Origin of the sequence: Halovenus anhuiensis, from assembly GCF_037080055.1 — an archaeon.
Classification (GTDB): Archaea; Halobacteriota; Halobacteria; order Halobacteriales; family Haloarculaceae; genus Halovenus.
In genome coordinates this window covers 448443-465505 of record NZ_JBAOJI010000001.1, presented here as the reverse complement: position 1 = coordinate 465505, position 17063 = coordinate 448443, and the positions used below count along the sequence as shown (strand labels likewise).

Annotated in this window: 19 protein-coding genes; 9 read left to right on the top strand and 10 right to left on the bottom strand. The window is 61.4% G+C overall.

Annotated features, from left to right (window positions below; translation table 11 throughout):
- Positions 1-5: 5 nt before the first annotated feature.
- Together V8P86_RS02365 and V8P86_RS02360 are read right to left on the bottom strand one after the other, a co-directional pair.
- A complete protein-coding gene (locus tag V8P86_RS02365) occupies positions 6-1268 on the bottom strand; it encodes a DUF7405 family protein (RefSeq protein ID WP_336325635.1) in 1263 nt (420 codons plus the stop codon).
- A gap of 52 nt (positions 1269-1320) precedes the next feature.
- On the bottom strand, positions 1321-2310 hold the full coding sequence (locus V8P86_RS02360) for an MBL fold metallo-hydrolase (RefSeq protein WP_336325634.1): 990 nt from the start codon (positions 2308-2310) through the stop codon (positions 1321-1323).
- Between the two features lie 273 nt (positions 2311-2583).
- On the opposite strand from V8P86_RS02360, the gene hisB reads away from it, so the two are divergent.
- The 4 genes from hisB to V8P86_RS02340 all read left to right on the top strand — a co-directional run bounded on the left by hisB (position 2584) and on the right by V8P86_RS02340 (position 5578).
- Entirely contained in the window at positions 2584-3171 is a 588-nt protein-coding gene (gene hisB, locus V8P86_RS02355; protein ID WP_336325633.1) for an imidazoleglycerol-phosphate dehydratase HisB, read from the top strand.
- An 84-nt stretch (positions 3172-3255) separates the two neighbouring features.
- Complete coding sequence (gene trpY / locus V8P86_RS02350; protein WP_336325632.1) at positions 3256-3759, top strand: TrpY family transcription regulator; 504 nt, start codon at positions 3256-3258, stop codon at positions 3757-3759.
- A 40-nt stretch (positions 3760-3799) separates the two neighbouring features.
- Complete coding sequence (locus V8P86_RS02345) at positions 3800-4279, top strand: cation:proton antiporter regulatory subunit (RefSeq protein WP_336325631.1); 480 nt, start codon at positions 3800-3802, stop codon at positions 4277-4279.
- A 63-nt stretch (positions 4280-4342) separates the two neighbouring features.
- A complete protein-coding gene (locus tag V8P86_RS02340) occupies positions 4343-5578 on the top strand; it encodes a cation:proton antiporter (protein WP_336325630.1) in 1236 nt (411 codons plus the stop codon).
- On the opposite strand, the gene V8P86_RS02335 is transcribed toward V8P86_RS02340, so the two are convergent.
- Positions 5579-5923, bottom strand: coding sequence for a DUF8062 family protein (locus V8P86_RS02335; RefSeq protein ID WP_336325629.1), 345 nt, complete (start codon positions 5921-5923; stop codon positions 5579-5581).
- Between the two features lie 297 nt (positions 5924-6220).
- Entirely contained in the window at positions 6221-6790 is a 570-nt protein-coding gene (locus V8P86_RS02330) for a S26 family signal peptidase (RefSeq protein WP_336325628.1), read from the bottom strand.
- Between the two features lie 298 nt (positions 6791-7088).
- On the opposite strand from V8P86_RS02330, the gene srp19 reads away from it, so the two are divergent.
- From srp19 to hisA, 3 genes are read left to right on the top strand one after another with little or no spacing between them, the layout of a single operon-like run.
- Entirely contained in the window at positions 7089-7367 is a 279-nt protein-coding gene (srp19, locus tag V8P86_RS02325; RefSeq protein WP_336325627.1) for a signal recognition particle subunit SRP19, read from the top strand.
- Positions 7364-7591: an H/ACA ribonucleoprotein complex subunit GAR1 gene (locus V8P86_RS02320; RefSeq protein WP_336325626.1), complete on the top strand. Its 228-nt coding sequence runs from the start codon at positions 7364-7366 to the stop codon at positions 7589-7591. The genes srp19 and V8P86_RS02320 overlap by 4 nt, the downstream gene beginning before the upstream one ends.
- Positions 7592-7634: 43 nt before the next feature.
- Positions 7635-8360: a 1-(5-phosphoribosyl)-5-[(5-phosphoribosylamino)methylideneamino]imidazole-4-carboxamide isomerase gene (gene hisA / locus V8P86_RS02315; RefSeq protein WP_336325625.1), complete on the top strand. Its 726-nt coding sequence runs from the start codon at positions 7635-7637 to the stop codon at positions 8358-8360.
- Here hisA and V8P86_RS02310 read toward each other — a convergent pair.
- The 4 genes from V8P86_RS02310 to glnA (V8P86_RS02295) all read right to left on the bottom strand — a co-directional run bounded on the left by V8P86_RS02310 (position 8357) and on the right by glnA (V8P86_RS02295) (position 11990).
- Positions 8357-8866 (bottom strand): 2'-5' RNA ligase family protein, encoded by a 510-nt coding sequence (locus V8P86_RS02310; RefSeq protein WP_336325624.1) that lies wholly within the window; start codon positions 8864-8866, stop codon positions 8357-8359. The genes hisA and V8P86_RS02310 overlap by 4 nt on opposite strands.
- Positions 8867-8904: 38 nt before the next feature.
- A complete protein-coding gene (locus V8P86_RS02305) occupies positions 8905-9090 on the bottom strand; it encodes a DUF7554 family protein (protein ID WP_336325623.1) in 186 nt (61 codons plus the stop codon).
- Between the two features lie 75 nt (positions 9091-9165).
- Complete coding sequence (gene glnA / locus V8P86_RS02300) at positions 9166-10518, bottom strand: type I glutamate--ammonia ligase (protein ID WP_336325622.1); 1353 nt, start codon at positions 10516-10518, stop codon at positions 9166-9168.
- 116 nt (positions 10519-10634) lie between these two features.
- A complete protein-coding gene (gene glnA, locus V8P86_RS02295; RefSeq protein ID WP_336325621.1) occupies positions 10635-11990 on the bottom strand; it encodes a type I glutamate--ammonia ligase in 1356 nt (451 codons plus the stop codon).
- A gap of 125 nt (positions 11991-12115) precedes the next feature.
- On the opposite strand from glnA (V8P86_RS02295), the gene lrp reads away from it, so the two are divergent.
- Together lrp and V8P86_RS02285 are read left to right on the top strand one after the other, a co-directional pair.
- Positions 12116-12571: an HTH-type transcriptional regulator Lrp gene (lrp, locus tag V8P86_RS02290; RefSeq protein ID WP_336325620.1), complete on the top strand. Its 456-nt coding sequence runs from the start codon at positions 12116-12118 to the stop codon at positions 12569-12571.
- Between the two features lie 31 nt (positions 12572-12602).
- Positions 12603-14072: a protein kinase family protein gene (locus V8P86_RS02285; RefSeq protein ID WP_336325619.1), complete on the top strand. Its 1470-nt coding sequence runs from the start codon at positions 12603-12605 to the stop codon at positions 14070-14072.
- 132 nt (positions 14073-14204) lie between these two features.
- Here the strand turns inward: V8P86_RS02285 and thsA are convergent, their stop codons facing one another.
- A complete protein-coding gene (gene thsA, locus V8P86_RS02280; protein WP_336326290.1) occupies positions 14205-15881 on the bottom strand; it encodes a thermosome subunit alpha in 1677 nt (558 codons plus the stop codon).
- Between the two features lie 151 nt (positions 15882-16032).
- The gene (locus V8P86_RS02275; protein ID WP_336325618.1) at positions 16033-16974 is read right to left on the bottom strand and encodes a hypothetical protein; all 942 of its coding nucleotides are present in this window, start codon (positions 16972-16974) and stop codon (positions 16033-16035) included.
- Between the last annotated feature and the right edge of the window lie 89 nt (positions 16975-17063).

The following is a 17063-nucleotide window of genomic DNA, read 5'->3' as shown; positions in this document are numbered from 1 at the left end:
TCCGATTACGCTTCTCCGATGCCCGGCAAGGACCGCTTGGACCGCGGCGGCACGAGGAAGTTCCCTCGCCGCACGACGAAGATGTACTGTAACAGGCCGTTGTTGACTCGCTGGCCAACGCCGTCGATATCCTCGCCGGCCATCGCCTGTCGAACCCGAACGTAGTCGTCGATGGTTCGCTGGTGTGCCAGAAAGTGCAACCCGGGCACGTCGCGGTCGGTCGTGTTGAAGTCCCGGCGCAACAGCGGCGCTGTCCCGTCCTCGTCGCGGGCGCGGGCGGTCTTCTGTGCGTGGCCGACGACCCCTTCAGTCCGGGCATCCGACGCAGTCTGTTCGGCCGCCTCCGCGGCCCCCGTCGCCGTATCGAGTTTCTCGCCTGTCTCTCCGACTGTCCCCTCCGCGGCGTGTTCCGGGCTGAACGTCTTTGCGACACGCAGCCAGTGGTCCTCCTGGGTGAACCACGCTCGAAGCTGTATATCCAGGGTTTCGAGGTGCGTCGTGGTCCCACCGGCGTACGGGCCCGACTGGAGTGTAACCCGATCTTCGGGGGCCTGACTGGACTGAAAACCCGATTTGAAGCCCATGAACGCCGGCGTCTCCTCGGATATTCCGTCGGGCAGGCCGCCAATCTCGTCGGCGTGTGCGGCCGGTTGACCGGTCCCGAGAAAGCCGGTCCGACGCGGGTCGGCCCGCTCGACGATTCCGTTGAGCGTCGCATCCATCTCGACGCCGTTCGGTTTCGAAAGCTCGCCAAACAGCGCTGACTCGGCTTCGAGCACTACGTCCGGCTTGTCGCTGGCGAGGTGGATCAGCCCGTCGAACTCGTCGAAGACGGGATCCTCGATGCTTGTCAGTGCCCTCGGTTCGGGAATCGGCGAGTCAGCGCTGAGACGCTCGAAGTACGACGGTCCGTAGCCGACGGTAAAGAGGAGTCCGTCCGAGTCGTAGCCGTACGCTGACTCTATCGAACGCAAGGCCGATTCGACGGTGTCTGCATCGTCGGCTGTCGGATCGTCGAGTAGATTGAACGCCACCAGTACGTGGTGGGTCGGCAGCCGATAATTACCGGCATCGTCGGTTTCCAGAGCGTCGTTCCACGCGTGCTGGCGGTCGGGTCGCTCGCTCGGATCGCCTTTCGGGATCGGCACAGACTCCTCACCCGGCGCTTCGTTCTGGGCGTCGAGACACGCTGCGAGCGCTGCAGTTCCGCCAACAGACACCAGCCACTTGAAATATTCACGGCGAGAAACCGACTCCGAACGGGTCATTGTACTTCTCTTCGGCCAGGAACTGCTTTACCATTCGGGTACGAGCGTCGAATCAGACAAGCGGCCAGCGCTGCTCGTCGAGTGCGTCGAGTTCCGCCTCGACACCGTCGGCCAGTCGATACTCGTTGCCCTCCTGTTCGACCAGTCCATCCCGCCCGAGATGTTCGAGGTGGGCGTAGGATTCGCCGGGCCCGTGGAGGATGTGGATGTGTTCGAGGTCGCCGAACAGATCTGCGCTCACCGTCCAGACATCAGATGGACCGAGTCGCCGCAGCGCGTCCAGCACCCGCCAGGATCGCTCCTCGTGGTGGTGCATGATATGCTCTGCCCGGGCGGTCGGGTCGTCGATGGGGTCGCGGTGGCCCGGCCACGCCCGGTCGTAATCGGCCTCGGCAATGTCACCGAGGGTGTCGAGATACTTCGCGAGTGGCCGGTCGACGCGGATGTCTGCGCCGCCGACGTTTGGCGTGTACTGCGGGAGCAGCGCGTCGCCGGTGAACACCTCGCTGCTGCCGTCGATGTCGGCCTCGTACATGCACAGCCCCGCCGCGTGGCCGGGCGCGTGGACCGCTTCGAGTTCGATGCCGTTGATCGTGAACGTGTCTCCGTCCTCGATTGGTGTCACTGTCGGCGGGTTCTCCGTGTAGGGTTCGCCGTCCAACAACTCGAACAGGACCTCCTGTTTGTCTTTCGGGATAGCCCACTGATCGAAGTACCGTTCCTGTCGGTCGTACATCTCCGCCCACGCATCTTCGTCACCGGCGACCAGCGGCGCGTCGGCACTGTGGATGTATACTGTCGCATCCCCTGCGGCCTGGATCGCGCTCGCCAGTCCGATGTGGTCGCCGTGCCAGTGTGTCAGAAAGATCCGGTCGATGTCCGAAAATTCGATCCCCCGATCAGTCAGTTCCTGGCGGAGTTGGCCTTCAGAGCCCTCCAGCCAGTCGCCCGTATCGACCAGCGCCGTCTCCGGCCCGTCGTCGAACAGGTAGGCGTTGTTGTCTCCCTCGAACGCGTGGTTGGACAACTCGATCCGTTCCATACCACTCATGGGTGGGGCCGATAGAAAGGAACTTCGACAGCACAGTTTCATGTCGACCCGTGATGGTCAGTGGATTTGGAGATCGCGTATGTGATTTATCGAGCACAGACTTGGAGAACCAGAAAGCCCCACCCTGTTGCTCGTGTCACAGGCCACTGCGGGTGGGACTGGAAGGGGGCTTTCTGGTTGTTGCCACCGGTCGATCCTCTGTTGAGAACACAGGTCCGTCCAAGAGGCACAATCGCCAAATACCCGGCCCCGCTGGGTAGAGGTATGAGCGAGCGCACCGACGCAGTCACCCGCGAAACCGCCGAGACCGATATCGACGTGACCCTCGATATCGACGGCGACGGTGACTCGACAATCGACACGGGAGTCGGCTTTTTCGACCACATGCTCGACTCCTTCAGCACGCACGGCCTGTTCGATCTGACCGTCGACTGCGACGGCGATCTGGATATCGACGACCACCACACCGTCGAGGACGTGGCGATCACGCTCGGCACCGCCCTCGACGAAGCACTCGGCGACAAGCGCGGCATCTCCCGCTTTGCCGACCGCACAGTCCCGATGGACGAGTCCCGCGGCCGGATCGTCCTCGATATCAGCGGACGACCGCACTTCGAGTTCGACGGCGAGTTCAGCCAGGACTCCGTCGGCGGGATGACCAGCCACATGGCTCGGCACTTCCTGCGCTCGCTCGCGATGAACGCCGGGCTGACGCTGCACGCTTCCGTCACCGGCGAGAACGCACACCACGAGATCGAGGCGCTGTTCAAAGCGCTGGCTCGCGCCCTCGACGACGCGACCCGAATCGACGAGCGTCGTGCGGACACGCCGAGCACCAAAGGCGAACTCTGAGCCACCTGCCAGCGAATGCACAGATTAGCACAGTAATGGGCAACTATGCCCAACACATTTACTCTTGCAGTGTGACCCTCCGGTATGTTCGAGGAGATTATGGAGAAGTTCTCCGACTCGCCGAGCCAGCAGGAGGTCATCCGCCTGCTGCTGGAGCGGGGATTTTCGGTCAACGACGACGGCCGGGTCGTCTCCGGGGGGATCGAGATTCCCAACACCGGGATCGCTCGCGAGATTGGCGTCGACCGTCGGGTCGTCGATTCGACCACCGACGCGATTCTCGACGACGAAGAACTCCGGCCGATCTTTCAGAATATCTCTGCCGTCCCGAGTCTGATGGATCTCGCGCCCGTACTGGATCTGGCGGTCTGTACCGTCACCGTTCGGGATGCTGAGGAGTCGGGGATCGTCGCCGAGGTGACGACGGCGATTGCGGGTCACGATGTCTCGATCCGGCAAGTAATGACCGAGGATCCGGAGTTTACCGACGAGCCGAAACTGTACGTCATCACTGACGATCCCATCACCGGGGGGCTGATCAACGATATCCGCGCGCTGCCGTTCGTCGAGCGGATCGAGCTAGCCTGAGATCCCACAGGATTATCATTGTCTCCCGATAACGGACGGTATGGACGTCTCGGAGACCGATCTGCCCGGCGTCGGCAAACGGTTCGAGCTCGATATTGGGGACAACAAAAGTGCGATTATCGTCGTCCACAACACAGGTCGCCGTGAGTTGTTCGTCCGTCCCGAGCCGAATGCTGACGCGGAGGAACTGCTCGATTTGAGCGATAAGGAGGCCCGTATTGTGGGTTCGATTCTGGAGGGTGCTCATTTCCAGCCCGTCGCAGTGGACGACACCGCCACACGGATCGGGGACAACATCATGCTCGAATGGTATACCCTCGACGAAGAGTCCCCACTGGTCGGCAAAAGTCTCGCGGAGGCCGATGTTCGCTCGGCGACCGGTGCGACGGTCGCAGCGGTCGAGCGCGACGACGATGTGGTCCAGAGTCCCGAAGCGGAGTTCGTCGCCGAGGCCGGCGACCAACTCATCGTCGTCGGCACCGGCGAGAATCACGAGGAGTTCGCCGAGGCATATACGTGAGGGCGATCTGTGGTTCTGTCCCGGCACTGACTCCGCGCAGCCCAGGCTCCGGAGGTGTCTCCCGTGGCTGCTGAACTGTTCGAGGTCGGTGTGATGTTCGTCGCGCTCGCGATTGTCGGTGCCGTCGCGACCAGACTCCGCCAGTCGGTGATTCCCTTCTACATCGTCGTCGGAATGCTTTCGGGCGGCTTCGTCGCCGGCCGCCTTACCGAGACATATCTCGGCACCGAACTCGCGGTCGGGCTCTCGGCGGGGGCCGACCACTTCATCGAACTCGGCGCGGAGTTGGGGATCGTCTTTCTCCTCTTTTTCCTCGGTCTGGAGTTCAATCTCGAACGACTGTTTGCCAACAGAGACCGCATCGGTACCGCCGGGACGATCGATCTCGTCGTCAACTTCGGCGTTGGCCTCGTGCTCGGTTTCGCCCTATTTCGCGACCCGCTGGCCGCGTTCGTCGTCGCCGGAATGGTCTACATCTCTTCCTCTGCAATCATCACGAAGTCGCTGATTGATCTGGGATGGATCGCAAACGAGGAGAGTTCGCCAATGTTGGGGATTCTCGTTTACGAAGACCTGTTTATCGCGGTTTATCTGGCGGTCCTCTCGGCGCTGGTCGTCGGCGGCGGCGATCTCGGGACGGCCGTGCTCTCGGTCGGAACGGCAGTCGGTTTCATCCTCCTGCTGTTGGCGGTCGTCTATCTCGGAACTGGTTTTTTCAGCCGCTTGATCGACACCAACTCCCACGAGTTCGTGGTGTTGCGCGTCACCGGCGTCACTGTCCTGATTGCTGGCATCGCACTGGCGGTCGGCGTGAGCGAGGCCGTCGCGGCCTTCTTCGTCGGGATGGCCTTCAGTTCGACTGGAGAGGCCGAACTGCTGGAGGAACTGCTCGAACCGGTTCGAGATATCTTCGCGGGGGTCTTCTTCTTCTGGATCGGCCTCGTCACCGACCCGACGCTGCTGGCTGGCGTGGTTGGACTCGTCGCTGTTGCTGTGGTCATCACGACACCGACGAAGTTGGTGAGTGGCTTTTGGGGTGGGAAAGTCTACGACCTCTCGGATCGCCGGGCGACCCGCGTCGGACTCGGGATGGTCACCCGCGGGGAGTTCACGCTGATCATCGCCTCGCTGCTCATCGTCACCGCTCCCGGCGGCGGGACGCTCCCGGCGGCGGTTGCGACCGAACTCAACGCCTTCGCCGTCGGCTACGTCCTCGTGATGAGTATCCTCGGGACGATGCTGATGCAGTACTCGACGGTTGTCGAGGATCGGGTCGTTGCGTGGCGTGGCGGAGAGTGATCACTCCCGTTGAACTGACTCGGTTTCCTCGTCAGGACTCGTTATCCCGACCGTATGCCGAGTGTGTCTCGCGTGTGTGCGTGCAAAGCGTCGAGCGGGGCGTTCGCTGAGAAACTGCTCGCCGTTGGGGCACTCTCGACACTCCACCTGCCACGGTGTCACGTCGTCGGGGTAGTGGCCGGTGTGGCGGAAGTGGTCCATCGCGAACTGTTCGACGGCGCTGTTGCCGGCGTGGAGTTCTTCGAGTTCGTATTCGAGATCCCACTCGCGGTCACAGCGCGAACAGGAGACCGTCGGGGTCCGTTCGGGTGGGTCATCCGAGGGATCGATTGGATCGTCGCTCATGGCGTCGCATTCACTCGCCCGGGATTTGGAGTTGTCGACAGGGAGATCCTCGCTGGCGCTCGGATCTCCTGAATACGAACGGGGAGGAACGACCCGTGAGCAGGGGGGATTGTCGCTTCGGTGGCTCTGTCGAAATCCACTCTACTAGGTCTGTCCTTGTCCGAAACAGTTGGTCGCTGAACGGTGCGAATTGATCGCTGAGTCCTCTACCAGCCAAAACGGTGTTCTAATCGCGGTGCACGATACACGGCGTATCTTCAGCAGCGGCCAGGCAGACGGATCGGGACAACGGCATACCTATTCGAGAGTTGTTCGAACGACGCCGATGATTGACTCAACTGGTGCGTCCCACGGATATGGTTCGCTGTTTCGGTCGCCTTTCGTGACATAGGATCCATCCTCCCACCTGACTGCACGCGCAAGTACCGGCGTGCCCTCTTCGTCGCCATCCGGATAATATCTAATTATGTCTCCAGTCCCGCCTAATTTCTCGTAGCCAATCTCTTCACCAGTTTCGACGGTGATGACGCCAGTCTCTTCAGGATTCTCGACCGGCATGTAGGAGTCGTATTGGACTATGCATACCTCTTCACTCCTCGAAAGATTTGGCTCCATCCCACCACTCTCGATTGTTACTGTCGTTGCACAATCGGGTGAGTCGTCGTCAGCGGTGCCCTCCTCATCGGTTTCGTCTTCGACACTTTCTTCCTCGGTTCCGTTGGATTCCGTTTCATTCGCTGCCGATTCGCCATCACTGTCGGCTGATGGCTGTTCAGACGTTCCAGTCGGGTTTTCTCCTTCTTCAGTACATCCAGCTACACCAATTGCTCCAGCGATAGTCGCCAGAATCTCACGACGATTGTGCATATTTCACTGTATTTGTAACAAAATATAAGTAGTTCGTACATAATCTGGGAACTCCCAACCCTGAACCTTCGCTGCGTGGCACGGCTAGCAGAGAGTGCGAAACTCTCGCAATGTTTCCAGCATGTCCTTCGTCTCAGTTGACGAGATTTCAACGTAGTCGGTTCATTCACATAACCGAGATCCTCGCGATGCTCGGATTTCCCTGCTCGCGGCTGCGCCGCTCGCAGTACCGAGATTTTCGCTGCGCTCAAATCTCGCTAGAATAAGACGTTTGTACCACGACCCCGCAATCCTCTGTATGGTCGAAAACGTCATCTGGCCCGCCTATCTCGATGCTGATCTCACGCGGGAAGAGGGACGGCGCGTCTCGAAAGAACTCGCCGTCGAAGATCCCGAGGTCGACGAAATCGCACAGGCGGTCCAACAGGTCGGCTACGACGCAGTCATCGAGCGCTCGAAGACGTACCCCCGCGAGTACGAGGCCCGCGGCCGCGTGCTGGTCAAAGGAGCAGAAGACGCGAGCAAGAGCGACCTGTTGCAGGCGACGGCGGCCTATCTCGACGCGATTCGGGCATGAAACGCATCGGCGAGGCCGTGCGGATGGCACAGGGCAAACTGATCGTCCGCAGCCCCGACGAGAGCTATCCGGATCTCGGCACCGATGTCATCGACGAAAATCTCGATGAGGTTGGCGCGGTCGTCAGCGTCTTCGGCCCCGTCGAACAGCCGTATCTGTCTGTCGTCCCCGACCGCGAGCAGGCGGCACTTCTGGTCGGCGCGCCGCTGTACGCGCGCGACTGATCCTAATCGACATTCTTTCGACGCTCCCTGGCCACCTTTCGGTATGAACGAGTTCGAGGTCATTCCAGCGGTCGATATGCAGGACGGACAGGTCGTCCAACTCGTCGGGGGCGAGCGCGGCACCGAAACCACCTACGGCGATCCGGTCGAGGCCGCGACCGACTGGGTCGAGGCCGGCGCTGAAACTCTCCATCTGGTTGATCTCGATGGTGCCTTCGAGGGCGAGCGCAAGAACGCCGACGCCATCGATGCCATCGTCGACGCCTGCGAGATCGACCTGCAACTCGGCGGCGGAATCCGCACCGCCGAAGGCGCGCGGGGACTGCTCGACCAGGGCCTCGACCGCGTAATTCTCGGCACCGCAGCGGTCGAGAATCCGGAGATTGTCGAGGAGATCAGCGAGACACACCCCGGTACTGTGACGGTGAGTCTCGACGCCAAGGATGGCGAAGTCGTCGTCTCGGGCTGGCAAGAGGGGACTGGTCTCGATCCAGTCGAGGCTGCGACGCGGTACGAGAATCTCGGCGCAGGCGCGATTCTGTTCACGAACGTCGATGTCGAAGGCCAACTCGACGGTGTCCGCACGGAGCCGGTCGAACGACTCGCGGCGGCGGTCGATATTCCCGTCATCGCCAGCGGTGGCGTCGCCACAATCGAGGACATTCTCGCGCTCCGCGAGGCCGGAGCCAGTGCAGTCGTCGTCGGGAGTGCACTCTACGAGGGCGAGTTCACGCTCGAAGATGCACAGCAGGCTGTCGAAGAGAGCTAAGCTGGCAGCGAGACGGTGCTGATCTGCTGGTCGTGGGTCGCGTCCCAGAAGATCAGTTCCGACACCGTCCACTCGATGGGATCGATCTCGCCGGTGACCCGTTCGGCCATCTCTATCGAGCCGCCGCGGGCGATGGTCACGTGCGGACTATAGCTGTCGCCTTCGAGAGCTTCGTCGACGGGATCGAACGCCGACACGAGTCGTTCGTGTAACGCCAGCAGTCCCGGCGATTCGACGACAAAATGCACGACCGGGGCCGATCCGAGCGGTGGGTCCTCGAAGAGATCGATCTCAGCAATTCGGACCTCGAAAGCTGGCTGGCCGCGCAGCACCTCGCGCGTCCGTGCTTCGATCCGACTGTAGGGGGCGTCCGGATCACTCGCCAGCCGTTTGACACCGAGCGTGTGCTCGCCGCGGTTGCGGATCCGGGCCTGTGGCAACTCCCGTGCGACCTCACGGGCGGCGCTGGCGACGCGGGTCGGAACAGGCACGTTCAGGCTGTACACGCTCTATCCCACGGCGATTACAGAGAAAAGCCCGTCGATCAGATGTAATCGAACCACCAGAGGATGATGACGATGATGATCACGAGACCGAAGACGTTCGACAGCGGTCCCAGCAGGAATCCGAGTATTCCAAGTGTCGCCTCGACGATCTGGAGGGCAAGCCAGACCACGACCAGCGCGAGGATAATTTTCAGGAGGGTTTCCACCTCGATGCTTGCGCGCATAGCTGTGGATTGACTGGCCACTGTCAAATCCCTTCTGGCTATTCGCAAAAAATCGCCGGCGACCGGCCGTGGCGGTTAGAATTTCTCGAGATAGCGGTCGATCTCCCATTCGGAGACTTCGACCAGGTACTCCTCGAACTCCTGGGTTTTGGCTTCGACGAATTTCTCGGCGACGTGGTCGCCGAGTGCGTCCATCACGACCTCGTCTTCTTCGAGTGCCTCGACGGCTTCGCCGAGATTCGACGGCAGCGTGTCGATGCCGTACTCTTCGCGTTTCTCCTCGTCGAACTCGTAGATGTTCTCTCGGACCGGATCCGGGCAATCGAGGTCGTTCTCGATGCCGTCCAGACCGGCGTGAATGAGCGCGGCGAGTGCGAGATACGGGTTACAGGACGGGTCGGGGAAGCGAGCCTCGATTCGGGACGCGGCCGGAACGCGTGCGGCCGGTTTCCGGATGAGCGCCGAGCGGTTGACATCGGACCAGGCGACGTAGACCGGGGCCTCGTAACCGGGGACGAGTCGCTTGTAGCTGTTGACCGTCGGGTTGGTGACCGCCGCGAGGGCTGGCGCGTGTTCGAGGACACCAGCGAGGAATTTCTTCGCGGTGGGACTCAGGCCGAGTTCGTCGTCGTCGTCGTGGAAGGCGTTCTCGCCGCCCTCGGTGAACAGCGAGAGGTGGGTGTGCATACCCGAGCCGTTGATTCGCGGGATCGGTTTCGGCATGAAGGTGGCGTGCAGGTCGTGTTCGGCCGCAATCGCTCGGACGACCGAGCGGAAGGTGACGATGTTGTCGGCCGTGGTGAGCGCGTCGTCGTACTTGAAGTCGATCTCGTGCTGACCCTCGGCGACCTCGTGGTGGCTGGCTTCGACCTCGAAGCCCATCTCTTCGAGTCCGTAGATGATGTCGCCACGCACGTCCTGCGCGAGGTCTTTCGGGGCGAGATCGAAGTAGCCGCCGGAGTCGTGGGTGGTCGTCGTCGCGTTCCCGTCTTCGTCTTCCTCGAAGAGGAAGAACTCGGGTTCGGGTGCGATGTTGACTGTGTAGCCCATCTCTTCGGCTCGGTCGATGGCGTCCTGCAGGACCAGTCGCGGATCGCCCGTGAACGGCTCGCCGGTCGTCGTATCGTGCACGTCACAGATGAGCCGGGCGCTCGTGACTTTCTCGCTGTTGCGCCACGGGAGCACGGCGAACGTACTCGGATCCGGTTCCAGGCGCATGTCCGATTCCTGGATGCGAACGAAGCCGTTGATCGAGGATCCATCGAAGTAGATCCCTTCCTCGAACGCCTTCTCGGCCTGATCGGCCGGGATCGAGACGTTTTTTGGCGTCCCCAGAATGTCCGTGAACTGGAGACGGAGGAAATCGACACTTTGGTCCTCGATTGCGTCGAGGACATCTTCCGCTTCTGCAGAGAGGTCGGCTGTCATTGGTAGACATCTGCACTCTACCGCCAGTCACAATAAATCCCGTGAGATCCGATTGCGATGGCTCACACCGCGGAAAATGAAACCCGACGCGCAGATTGGCAACCAGCGACGCCGCTTCAGAATTTTTCCAGGTAGCGATCGATCTCCCACTCGGAGACTTCGACCAGGTACTCCTCGAACTCCTGGCTCTTTGCCTCGACGAATTTCTCGGAGACGTGCTCACCGAGTGCGTCCATGATGACTTCGTCCTCTTCGAGTGCGTCGACGGCCTCGCCGAGGTTCGACGGCAGCGTGTCGATGCCGTACTCTTCGCGTTTCTCCTCGTCGAACTCGTAGATGTTCTCTCGGACCGGATCCGGGCAATCGAGGTCGTTCTCGATGCCGTCCAGACCGGCGTGGATGAGCGCGGCGAGTGCGAGATACGGGTTACAGGACGGGTCGGGGAAGCGAGCCTCGATTCGGGACGCGGCCGGAACGCGTGCGGCCGGTTTCCGGATGAGCGCCGAGCGGTTGACATCGGACCAGGCGACGTAGACCGGGGCCTCGTAACCGGGGACGAGTCGCTTGTAGCTGTTGACCGTCGGGTTGGTGACCGCCGCGAGGGCTGGCGCGTGTTCGAGGACACCAGCGAGGAATTTCTTCGCGGTGGGACTCAGGCCGAGTTCGTCGTCGTCGTCGTGGAAGGCGTTCTCGCCGCCCTCGGTGAACAGCGAGAGGTGGGTGTGCATACCCGAGCCGTTGATTCGCGGGATCGGTTTCGGCATGAAGGTGGCGTGCAGGTCGTGTTCGGCCGCAATCGCTCGGACGACCGAGCGGAAGGTGACGATGTTGTCGGCCGTGGTGAGCGCGTCGTCGTACTTGAAGTCGATTTCGTGCTGACCCTCGGCGACCTCGTGGTGGCTGGCTTCGACCTCGAAGCCCATCTCTTCGAGTCCGTAGATGATGTCGCCACGCACGTCCTGTGCAAGATCTTTTGGGGCGAGATCGAAGTAGCCGCCGGAGTCGTGGGTGGTCGTCGTCGCGTTCCCGTCTTCGTCCTCCTCGAAGAGGAAGAATTCAGGCTCCGGACCGGAGTTGACGGTATAGCCCATATCGTGAGCGCGCTGGACTGCGCTTTTCAGTACGCGGCGTGGGTCGCCCGGGAACGGTTCGCCGGTCGACGTATCGATGACATCACAGATTAGCCGAGCGCTCGTGACCTTCTCGCTGTTGCGCCACGGGAGCACGGCGAAGGTGCTCGCGTCCGGTTCCAGGCGCATATCCGACTCCTGGATGCGGACAAAGCCGTTGATCGAGGACCCATCGAAGTAGATCCCCTCCTCGAAGGCTTTCTCGGCCTGGTCGGACGGAATGGAGACGTTTTTCGGTGTCCCCAGAATATCCGTGAACTGGAGACGAAGGAAATCTACGTCCTGTTCGTCAATCGCATCGAGCACATCTTCTGCTTCTGGAGATAGGTTTTCGCTTGTCATCTTTCGACATGTCTTAGAGAGGGGCGTATACACTAAAGTCCACACAGAGTGCGCAATCCTTGCCTTCTCAGATAGAAATTGCATATTCGTAAAATTATAGTGGGTGGCCGTCGTTGTCGCAGTTGATGACGTATGAAAATCTGGACCGAAAGTTAGTGAATGCACTTTTGGGTGACGGTAGGGCGAGTCTGCGGAGTCTCGCCGAGGACCTGGACGTTTCGGTAACGACTGTTTCGAATCATCTCTCCGACCTCGAAGAGGACGGAATCATTCAGGGATACACGCCCAAAATCGACTACGACGCGCTCGGATACGACGTGACGGCGATCCTCCAACTCAAAGTCGAGGGTGGCTCGCTCGTCGATGTCACAGAGACACTCGCTGCTCACCACCAGATGGTCAGCGTCTACGAGACAACTGGCGATCACGATATCATCGCCATCGGAAAATTCCACGACACAGACGACATGAACGACACGATCAAGGAACTGCTGAACGACCCCGAAATCAAAGAGTCTAACACCAGCGTCGTGCTCAACCCCGAAAAAGAGCACGAGCAGTTCGAGCTCGAAGTCGAGTGAAGGTTTTTAGGGTGGCTCTCGAACCACCAGTATGGCGTCTGATCGGGAGGACTCCTCCGACCAGGAAGCCGACGCTGCCGAGGAGGACCTCCCACCGCCGCGCGAGCGGACACACCCACTGGTGAGTTCGCTCTGTGCCGGCCTCACCAGCGCAGACGGAGAGATGGCCGAGAACTGCGGCATTGCGCTCTGTCTCGTCGCCCGCAACCAGCCGAGCAAGGCCTCCCGGATCATCGGCCGACTCGTCGAACTCGTCGCCACGGATCCCGAGTCAGAGCCGGTCGTCCGCACGCTCGCGACCCTACGCGGTGATCACGGCCGTGAGATCCGCGGCGCGCTGATGACTGAGACGGGATACAGCGACGCTCGCCGCATCTACGGGCTGATCGAACACGTCGACCCCTGGGAGCTGTCCGCCGTCGATACCGAGGTTCCCGAGGCGGACGAGGCTGATTTTTCCTTCGTGAGTGCCGTCATGCGGCTGGTCGAACTGGAAGAACAACACCGCGATCCGCTGGATAGCGACGCCTGGACGCGGTTCATTCAGGAGATGCCCGGCGAGGAGGGCGAGTCTGCCACACAGGAAGAGATCGAACTGGCGGCAGACAGACAGGACTCCCGGCCACGGACGGTCAGACGACGCCACCGCCGGATGGAGCGGATCGCGAATTCCCGGCTCTTTCGAGTGATCGAGGGGGGCAGTCGGTTCGATGAACTCGAAGTCCTCTCGCCGTTCAGGAGCCACCGTTTCGGGAAGACGATCCGGACCCGGGGTCGGATCGGTGCCGAGGAGTACGCCCTGACGCTGTTGTTGTTCCATCAGGTCGACGAGCCCGGGTTCAGGGAGTTGCTCACTGATCGGCTCCGCGCCTGGGACCGACTCGACGAGGGGAGTGTCGTGACCGTGGCCGACTGGGGTGAGTCACCCCGTCCGTGGGTCGCGACGGATGTTGTCGGGAGTTCACTCGTGGCCCGCGACCGACTCCCTCGCCGGGAGGCACTCGAACACGCCCGAACGCTGAGCAGGGCGCTGGTCTCTGTTCATCAGCGCGGCGTCGTCCACGGCGGGATCGATCCGCGGACGGTCGGCTATCCGCCGAGTACGCTCGACGGCGCTGTCGACCCGATGCTGGATATGATCGGGCTGGTCTCTGTCTACCGCCGCTGGGCCGATCTCGGGCAGATGCTCGACATCCGTTACGCCGCTCCCGAGCAGTTCGGTGCGAAGGGGAGTATCGACGGGACGACCGATATCTATCAACTCGGGATGGTTCTGTATCGGGTCCTGACCGGCAGACCGCCCTACGAGGGCGAGGCCGAGGATGTCCGCGAGCAGATCCAGACGGCCACTCCCGCGCCGCCGACGACGGTGAATCCGGATCTGCCTGCAGAGGTAGACGAGATCGTCGCCAAAGCAACGGCCACACAGAAACTGCTCCGCTACGAAAATACGATGCGGCTACACCAGGAGATCCAGCGACTCTACGACGCGGAGCGATAGCTGGTGCTCGGGACTCGCGAAGGTCGGGAGTAAAATCGGTTGGTTGCTGCTCGTCACTTACGCACGGCAGCGGTGTCTATGCTGAACGAAGTGGCTGCGATGGGTGAGTGAGTGGTCTGGGAAGGGCCTATCTTACATTGCGCCGCCCATGCCGCCCATACCGCCCATGCCGCCCATGCCGCCGCCCATTCCGCCTGGGCCGCCGGCACCGGGTCCGCCTCCTTCGTCGTCATCGTCGCCCTGGCCACCTTTGAGGTCACCAGCGGCGATCACGTCGTCGATGCGCAGCAGCATCACGGCGGCCTCGGTGGCGCTTTCGACTGCCTGCGTTTTCACTCGGAGCGGCTCGACGGCCTGATCCTCGACGTCGGCGACCTCGCCGAGTTCGGCGTCGAGTCCGACCGTGCTGTTGCCGCTGTCGTGTTCGCTGCGGAGTCCGACCAGCGAGTCGATCGGGTCCATCCCGGCGTTCTCGGCGAGGGTGCGCGGGATGACTTCGATGGCGTCAGCGAAGGCTTCGATGGCGAGCTGTTCGCGGCCACCGACGGAGTCGGCGAAGTCACGCAGACCGAGCGAGAGAGCCGTCTCGGGTGCACCGCCACCGACGAGGACCTTGCCGTCCTCGATGGTCGCGGCGACGACGCCGAGTGCGTCCTCGATTGCTCGCTCGACCTCGTCGACGACGTGCTCGGTGCCGCCGCGGAGGATGAGCGTGACTGCGCGTGCGTCGTCGACCTCTTCGACGAAGACCTTCTCGTCGCCGGCCAGTTCGGACTCGGTCACGGAGCCGGCCTGACCGAGATCGTCTTCGCTGATGTCCTCGATGTTCGAGACCGTCGAGGCACCGGTCGCTCGCGAGAGCGCGGCGATGTCGGACTTCTTGGCGCGGCGGACGGCCAGAATACCCTCTTCGGCGAGGTAGTGCTGGGCCATGTCGTCGATGCCCTTCTTCGCGAAGACGACATCTGCGCCGGCGTCGGCGATGTCGTCGACGTACTCCTTGAGCTGTTCCTCTTCCTGGTCGAGGAACTCCTGAAGCTGTTCAGGGTCGGAGACGTTGACCTCGGCGTCGAGTTCCGTCTCGGGAACTTCGATGGCCGTATCGAGGAGGGCGATGTTGGCGTCCTCCTTGATCTGGGGCATGTTGTCGTGAACGCGCGATTTGTTGACGATGACACCCTCGACGAGTTCGGACTCGTCAATGGAGCCGCCGACGACCGTCTCGACTTTGACGTTGTCCGTGTCGACGCCTTCCTCGTCGGAGACGGACTGGACGGCACTGACGATGAGTTCGGCGAGGTGGTCTTTGGCGCTCTCTGCACCCTTGCCGGTCATCGCCGTGCGGGCGACGCTTTCGAGGGCTTCGGTGTCGTCCTCGTCGACGTCGGTCGCGGCCTCTTCGAGGTGGTCTTTGGCGTGCTCGGCGGCCTGTCGGTATCCCTGCGCCAGAATCGTCGCGTGGATATCCTGGTCGAGAAGCTCCTCGGCCTTCGAGAGCAGTTCACCGGCGATGACGACTGCTGTCGTCGTTCCGTCGCCGACTTCCTCTTCCTGTGTCTGTGCAACCTCGACGACCATGTTGGCCGCCGGGTGCTCGATGTCCATCTCGTCGAGGATGGTGACGCCGTCGTTGGTGACGACGACACTTCCCCCGTCGTCGACGAGCATCTTGTCCATCCCCTTCGGACCGAGTGTCGTCCGGACGGACTCCGCGACGGCCTTCCCGGCCGTGATATTCATCGATTGGGCGTCCTTCCCGGACGTTCGCTGGCTTTCCTCCGAAAGTACAATAAGCGGCTGGTTACCCATCTGCTGAGCCATAATCACTCGTTGATTGAATGTGATTCTATATAAACCCTTTGGTGTGGGACAATTCAGCCGCCCGTACCGGGGGGACTGGGCCGTGTTACTGACTCGCAAGTACGAGGAAACTCGTTTTTAAAAACCGGAATAGCGCAGATTACTCGAGAATCCCGGAGATCCGACTGCTCGCGACGGCAATCCCGGCACCACCGAGTGCGGAGACGATTCCGAACAACAGGCCGTTGATGACCAGCGTTCCGTAACTAATGCTCAGACCACTGATCGTACTGATCGTTGGTATCGACGATGCCTCTGCGACGTTCTGGTTGGGTGTATCACCGTACTGGTCCTCGTAGTCGTTCACGAACTGCTCCTGGCTCTCCTGATCAACATCGCTGGCTGGATACTGATTGAATCCCCAGTCGTCCGGGTTCGTATTGTACTGCTCAACCCAGTCGTCCTCTGACATGGAGTTGTACTGGAACCCGGCGACGGCCGTACTCAACACGACAAAGAGAACGAGGCCGGCAACAGTCGCGACAGCGACACCGGCGGCAAGCGTCTTGTCGTCAGCGGAACTTCGCAGTCCCATCAGCAACGCGCTGATTATGGCGAACAGAATCCCGAAATACGGGGCTAGTCCGACAATCACCTGGATCACGGAGTTCTGTGATTGCATCTGTGCGTACGCGGCAGCAGCGCTTTGATTGTCGTTCGAGAGATCGTTCGAGATGACGTTGTTGGCGACCTGCTCTTCCTGGTTTGCCTCCTGGGCCTGCGTCGAGTTCGCGTTGACATCTTCGGTGACTCCGTTGGCGTCACCGGCAAACCCGAACAAAAACGGGGAGAGTCCGAAAACCAGGCCGGCGACGGCGAACGCGGCGACACCCCAGACGACGACACTTCTGATCGCGTCGGTGTCGATACCGCCACCACCACCACCACCGCTCGAACCGCCTCGCTGCGGCGGTCGGCCGCCGCCCTGTGGCGGTTGCCCGCGCTGACCCTGCGGTTGCTGGCCACCGCGCTGCTGTCGGCCTTGTTGTGGCTGTTGTCCGCCTTGTCCGCCCTGTCTGCCCTGTCGATTGTTCCCTGACATTGTGTCTACTAACAATCAGCCATCCTCTACCATATCAAATAAAGTTTATTAATTTTATATTTCTAGTACAACTGATAACAAAGGTCTGT

What these genes read in the sequence shown, in the direction of transcription:
- V8P86_RS02365 (WP_336325635.1), bottom strand. Translation starts at nt 1,268, where the DNA reads ATGACCCGTTCGGAGTCGGTTTCTCGCCGTGAATATTTCAAGTGGCTG.
- V8P86_RS02360 (WP_336325634.1), bottom strand. Translation starts at nt 2,310, where the DNA reads ATGGAACGGATCGAGTTGTCCAACCACGCGTTCGAGGGAGACAACAAC.
- hisB (WP_336325633.1), top strand. Translation starts at nt 2,584, where the DNA reads ATGAGCGAGCGCACCGACGCAGTCACCCGCGAAACCGCCGAGACCGAT.
- trpY (WP_336325632.1), top strand. Translation starts at nt 3,256, where the DNA reads ATGTTCGAGGAGATTATGGAGAAGTTCTCCGACTCGCCGAGCCAGCAG.
- V8P86_RS02345 (WP_336325631.1), top strand. Translation starts at nt 3,800, where the DNA reads ATGGACGTCTCGGAGACCGATCTGCCCGGCGTCGGCAAACGGTTCGAG.
- V8P86_RS02335 (WP_336325629.1), bottom strand. Translation starts at nt 5,923, where the DNA reads ATGAGCGACGATCCAATCGATCCCTCGGATGACCCACCCGAACGGACC.
- V8P86_RS02330 (WP_336325628.1), bottom strand. Translation starts at nt 6,790, where the DNA reads ATGCACAATCGTCGTGAGATTCTGGCGACTATCGCTGGAGCAATTGGT.
- srp19 (WP_336325627.1), top strand. Translation starts at nt 7,089, where the DNA reads ATGGTCGAAAACGTCATCTGGCCCGCCTATCTCGATGCTGATCTCACG.
- V8P86_RS02320 (WP_336325626.1), top strand. Translation starts at nt 7,364, where the DNA reads ATGAAACGCATCGGCGAGGCCGTGCGGATGGCACAGGGCAAACTGATC.
- hisA (WP_336325625.1), top strand. Translation starts at nt 7,635, where the DNA reads ATGAACGAGTTCGAGGTCATTCCAGCGGTCGATATGCAGGACGGACAG.
- V8P86_RS02305 (WP_336325623.1), bottom strand. Translation starts at nt 9,090, where the DNA reads ATGCGCGCAAGCATCGAGGTGGAAACCCTCCTGAAAATTATCCTCGCG.
- glnA (WP_336325622.1), bottom strand. Translation starts at nt 10,518, where the DNA reads ATGACAGCCGACCTCTCTGCAGAAGCGGAAGATGTCCTCGACGCAATC.
- glnA (WP_336325621.1), bottom strand. Translation starts at nt 11,990, where the DNA reads ATGACAAGCGAAAACCTATCTCCAGAAGCAGAAGATGTGCTCGATGCG.
- lrp (WP_336325620.1), top strand. Translation starts at nt 12,116, where the DNA reads ATGACGTATGAAAATCTGGACCGAAAGTTAGTGAATGCACTTTTGGGT.
- V8P86_RS02285 (WP_336325619.1), top strand. Translation starts at nt 12,603, where the DNA reads ATGGCGTCTGATCGGGAGGACTCCTCCGACCAGGAAGCCGACGCTGCC.
- thsA (WP_336326290.1), bottom strand. Translation starts at nt 15,881, where the DNA reads ATGGGTAACCAGCCGCTTATTGTACTTTCGGAGGAAAGCCAGCGAACG.
- V8P86_RS02275 (WP_336325618.1), bottom strand. Translation starts at nt 16,974, where the DNA reads ATGTCAGGGAACAATCGACAGGGCAGACAGGGCGGACAAGGCGGACAA.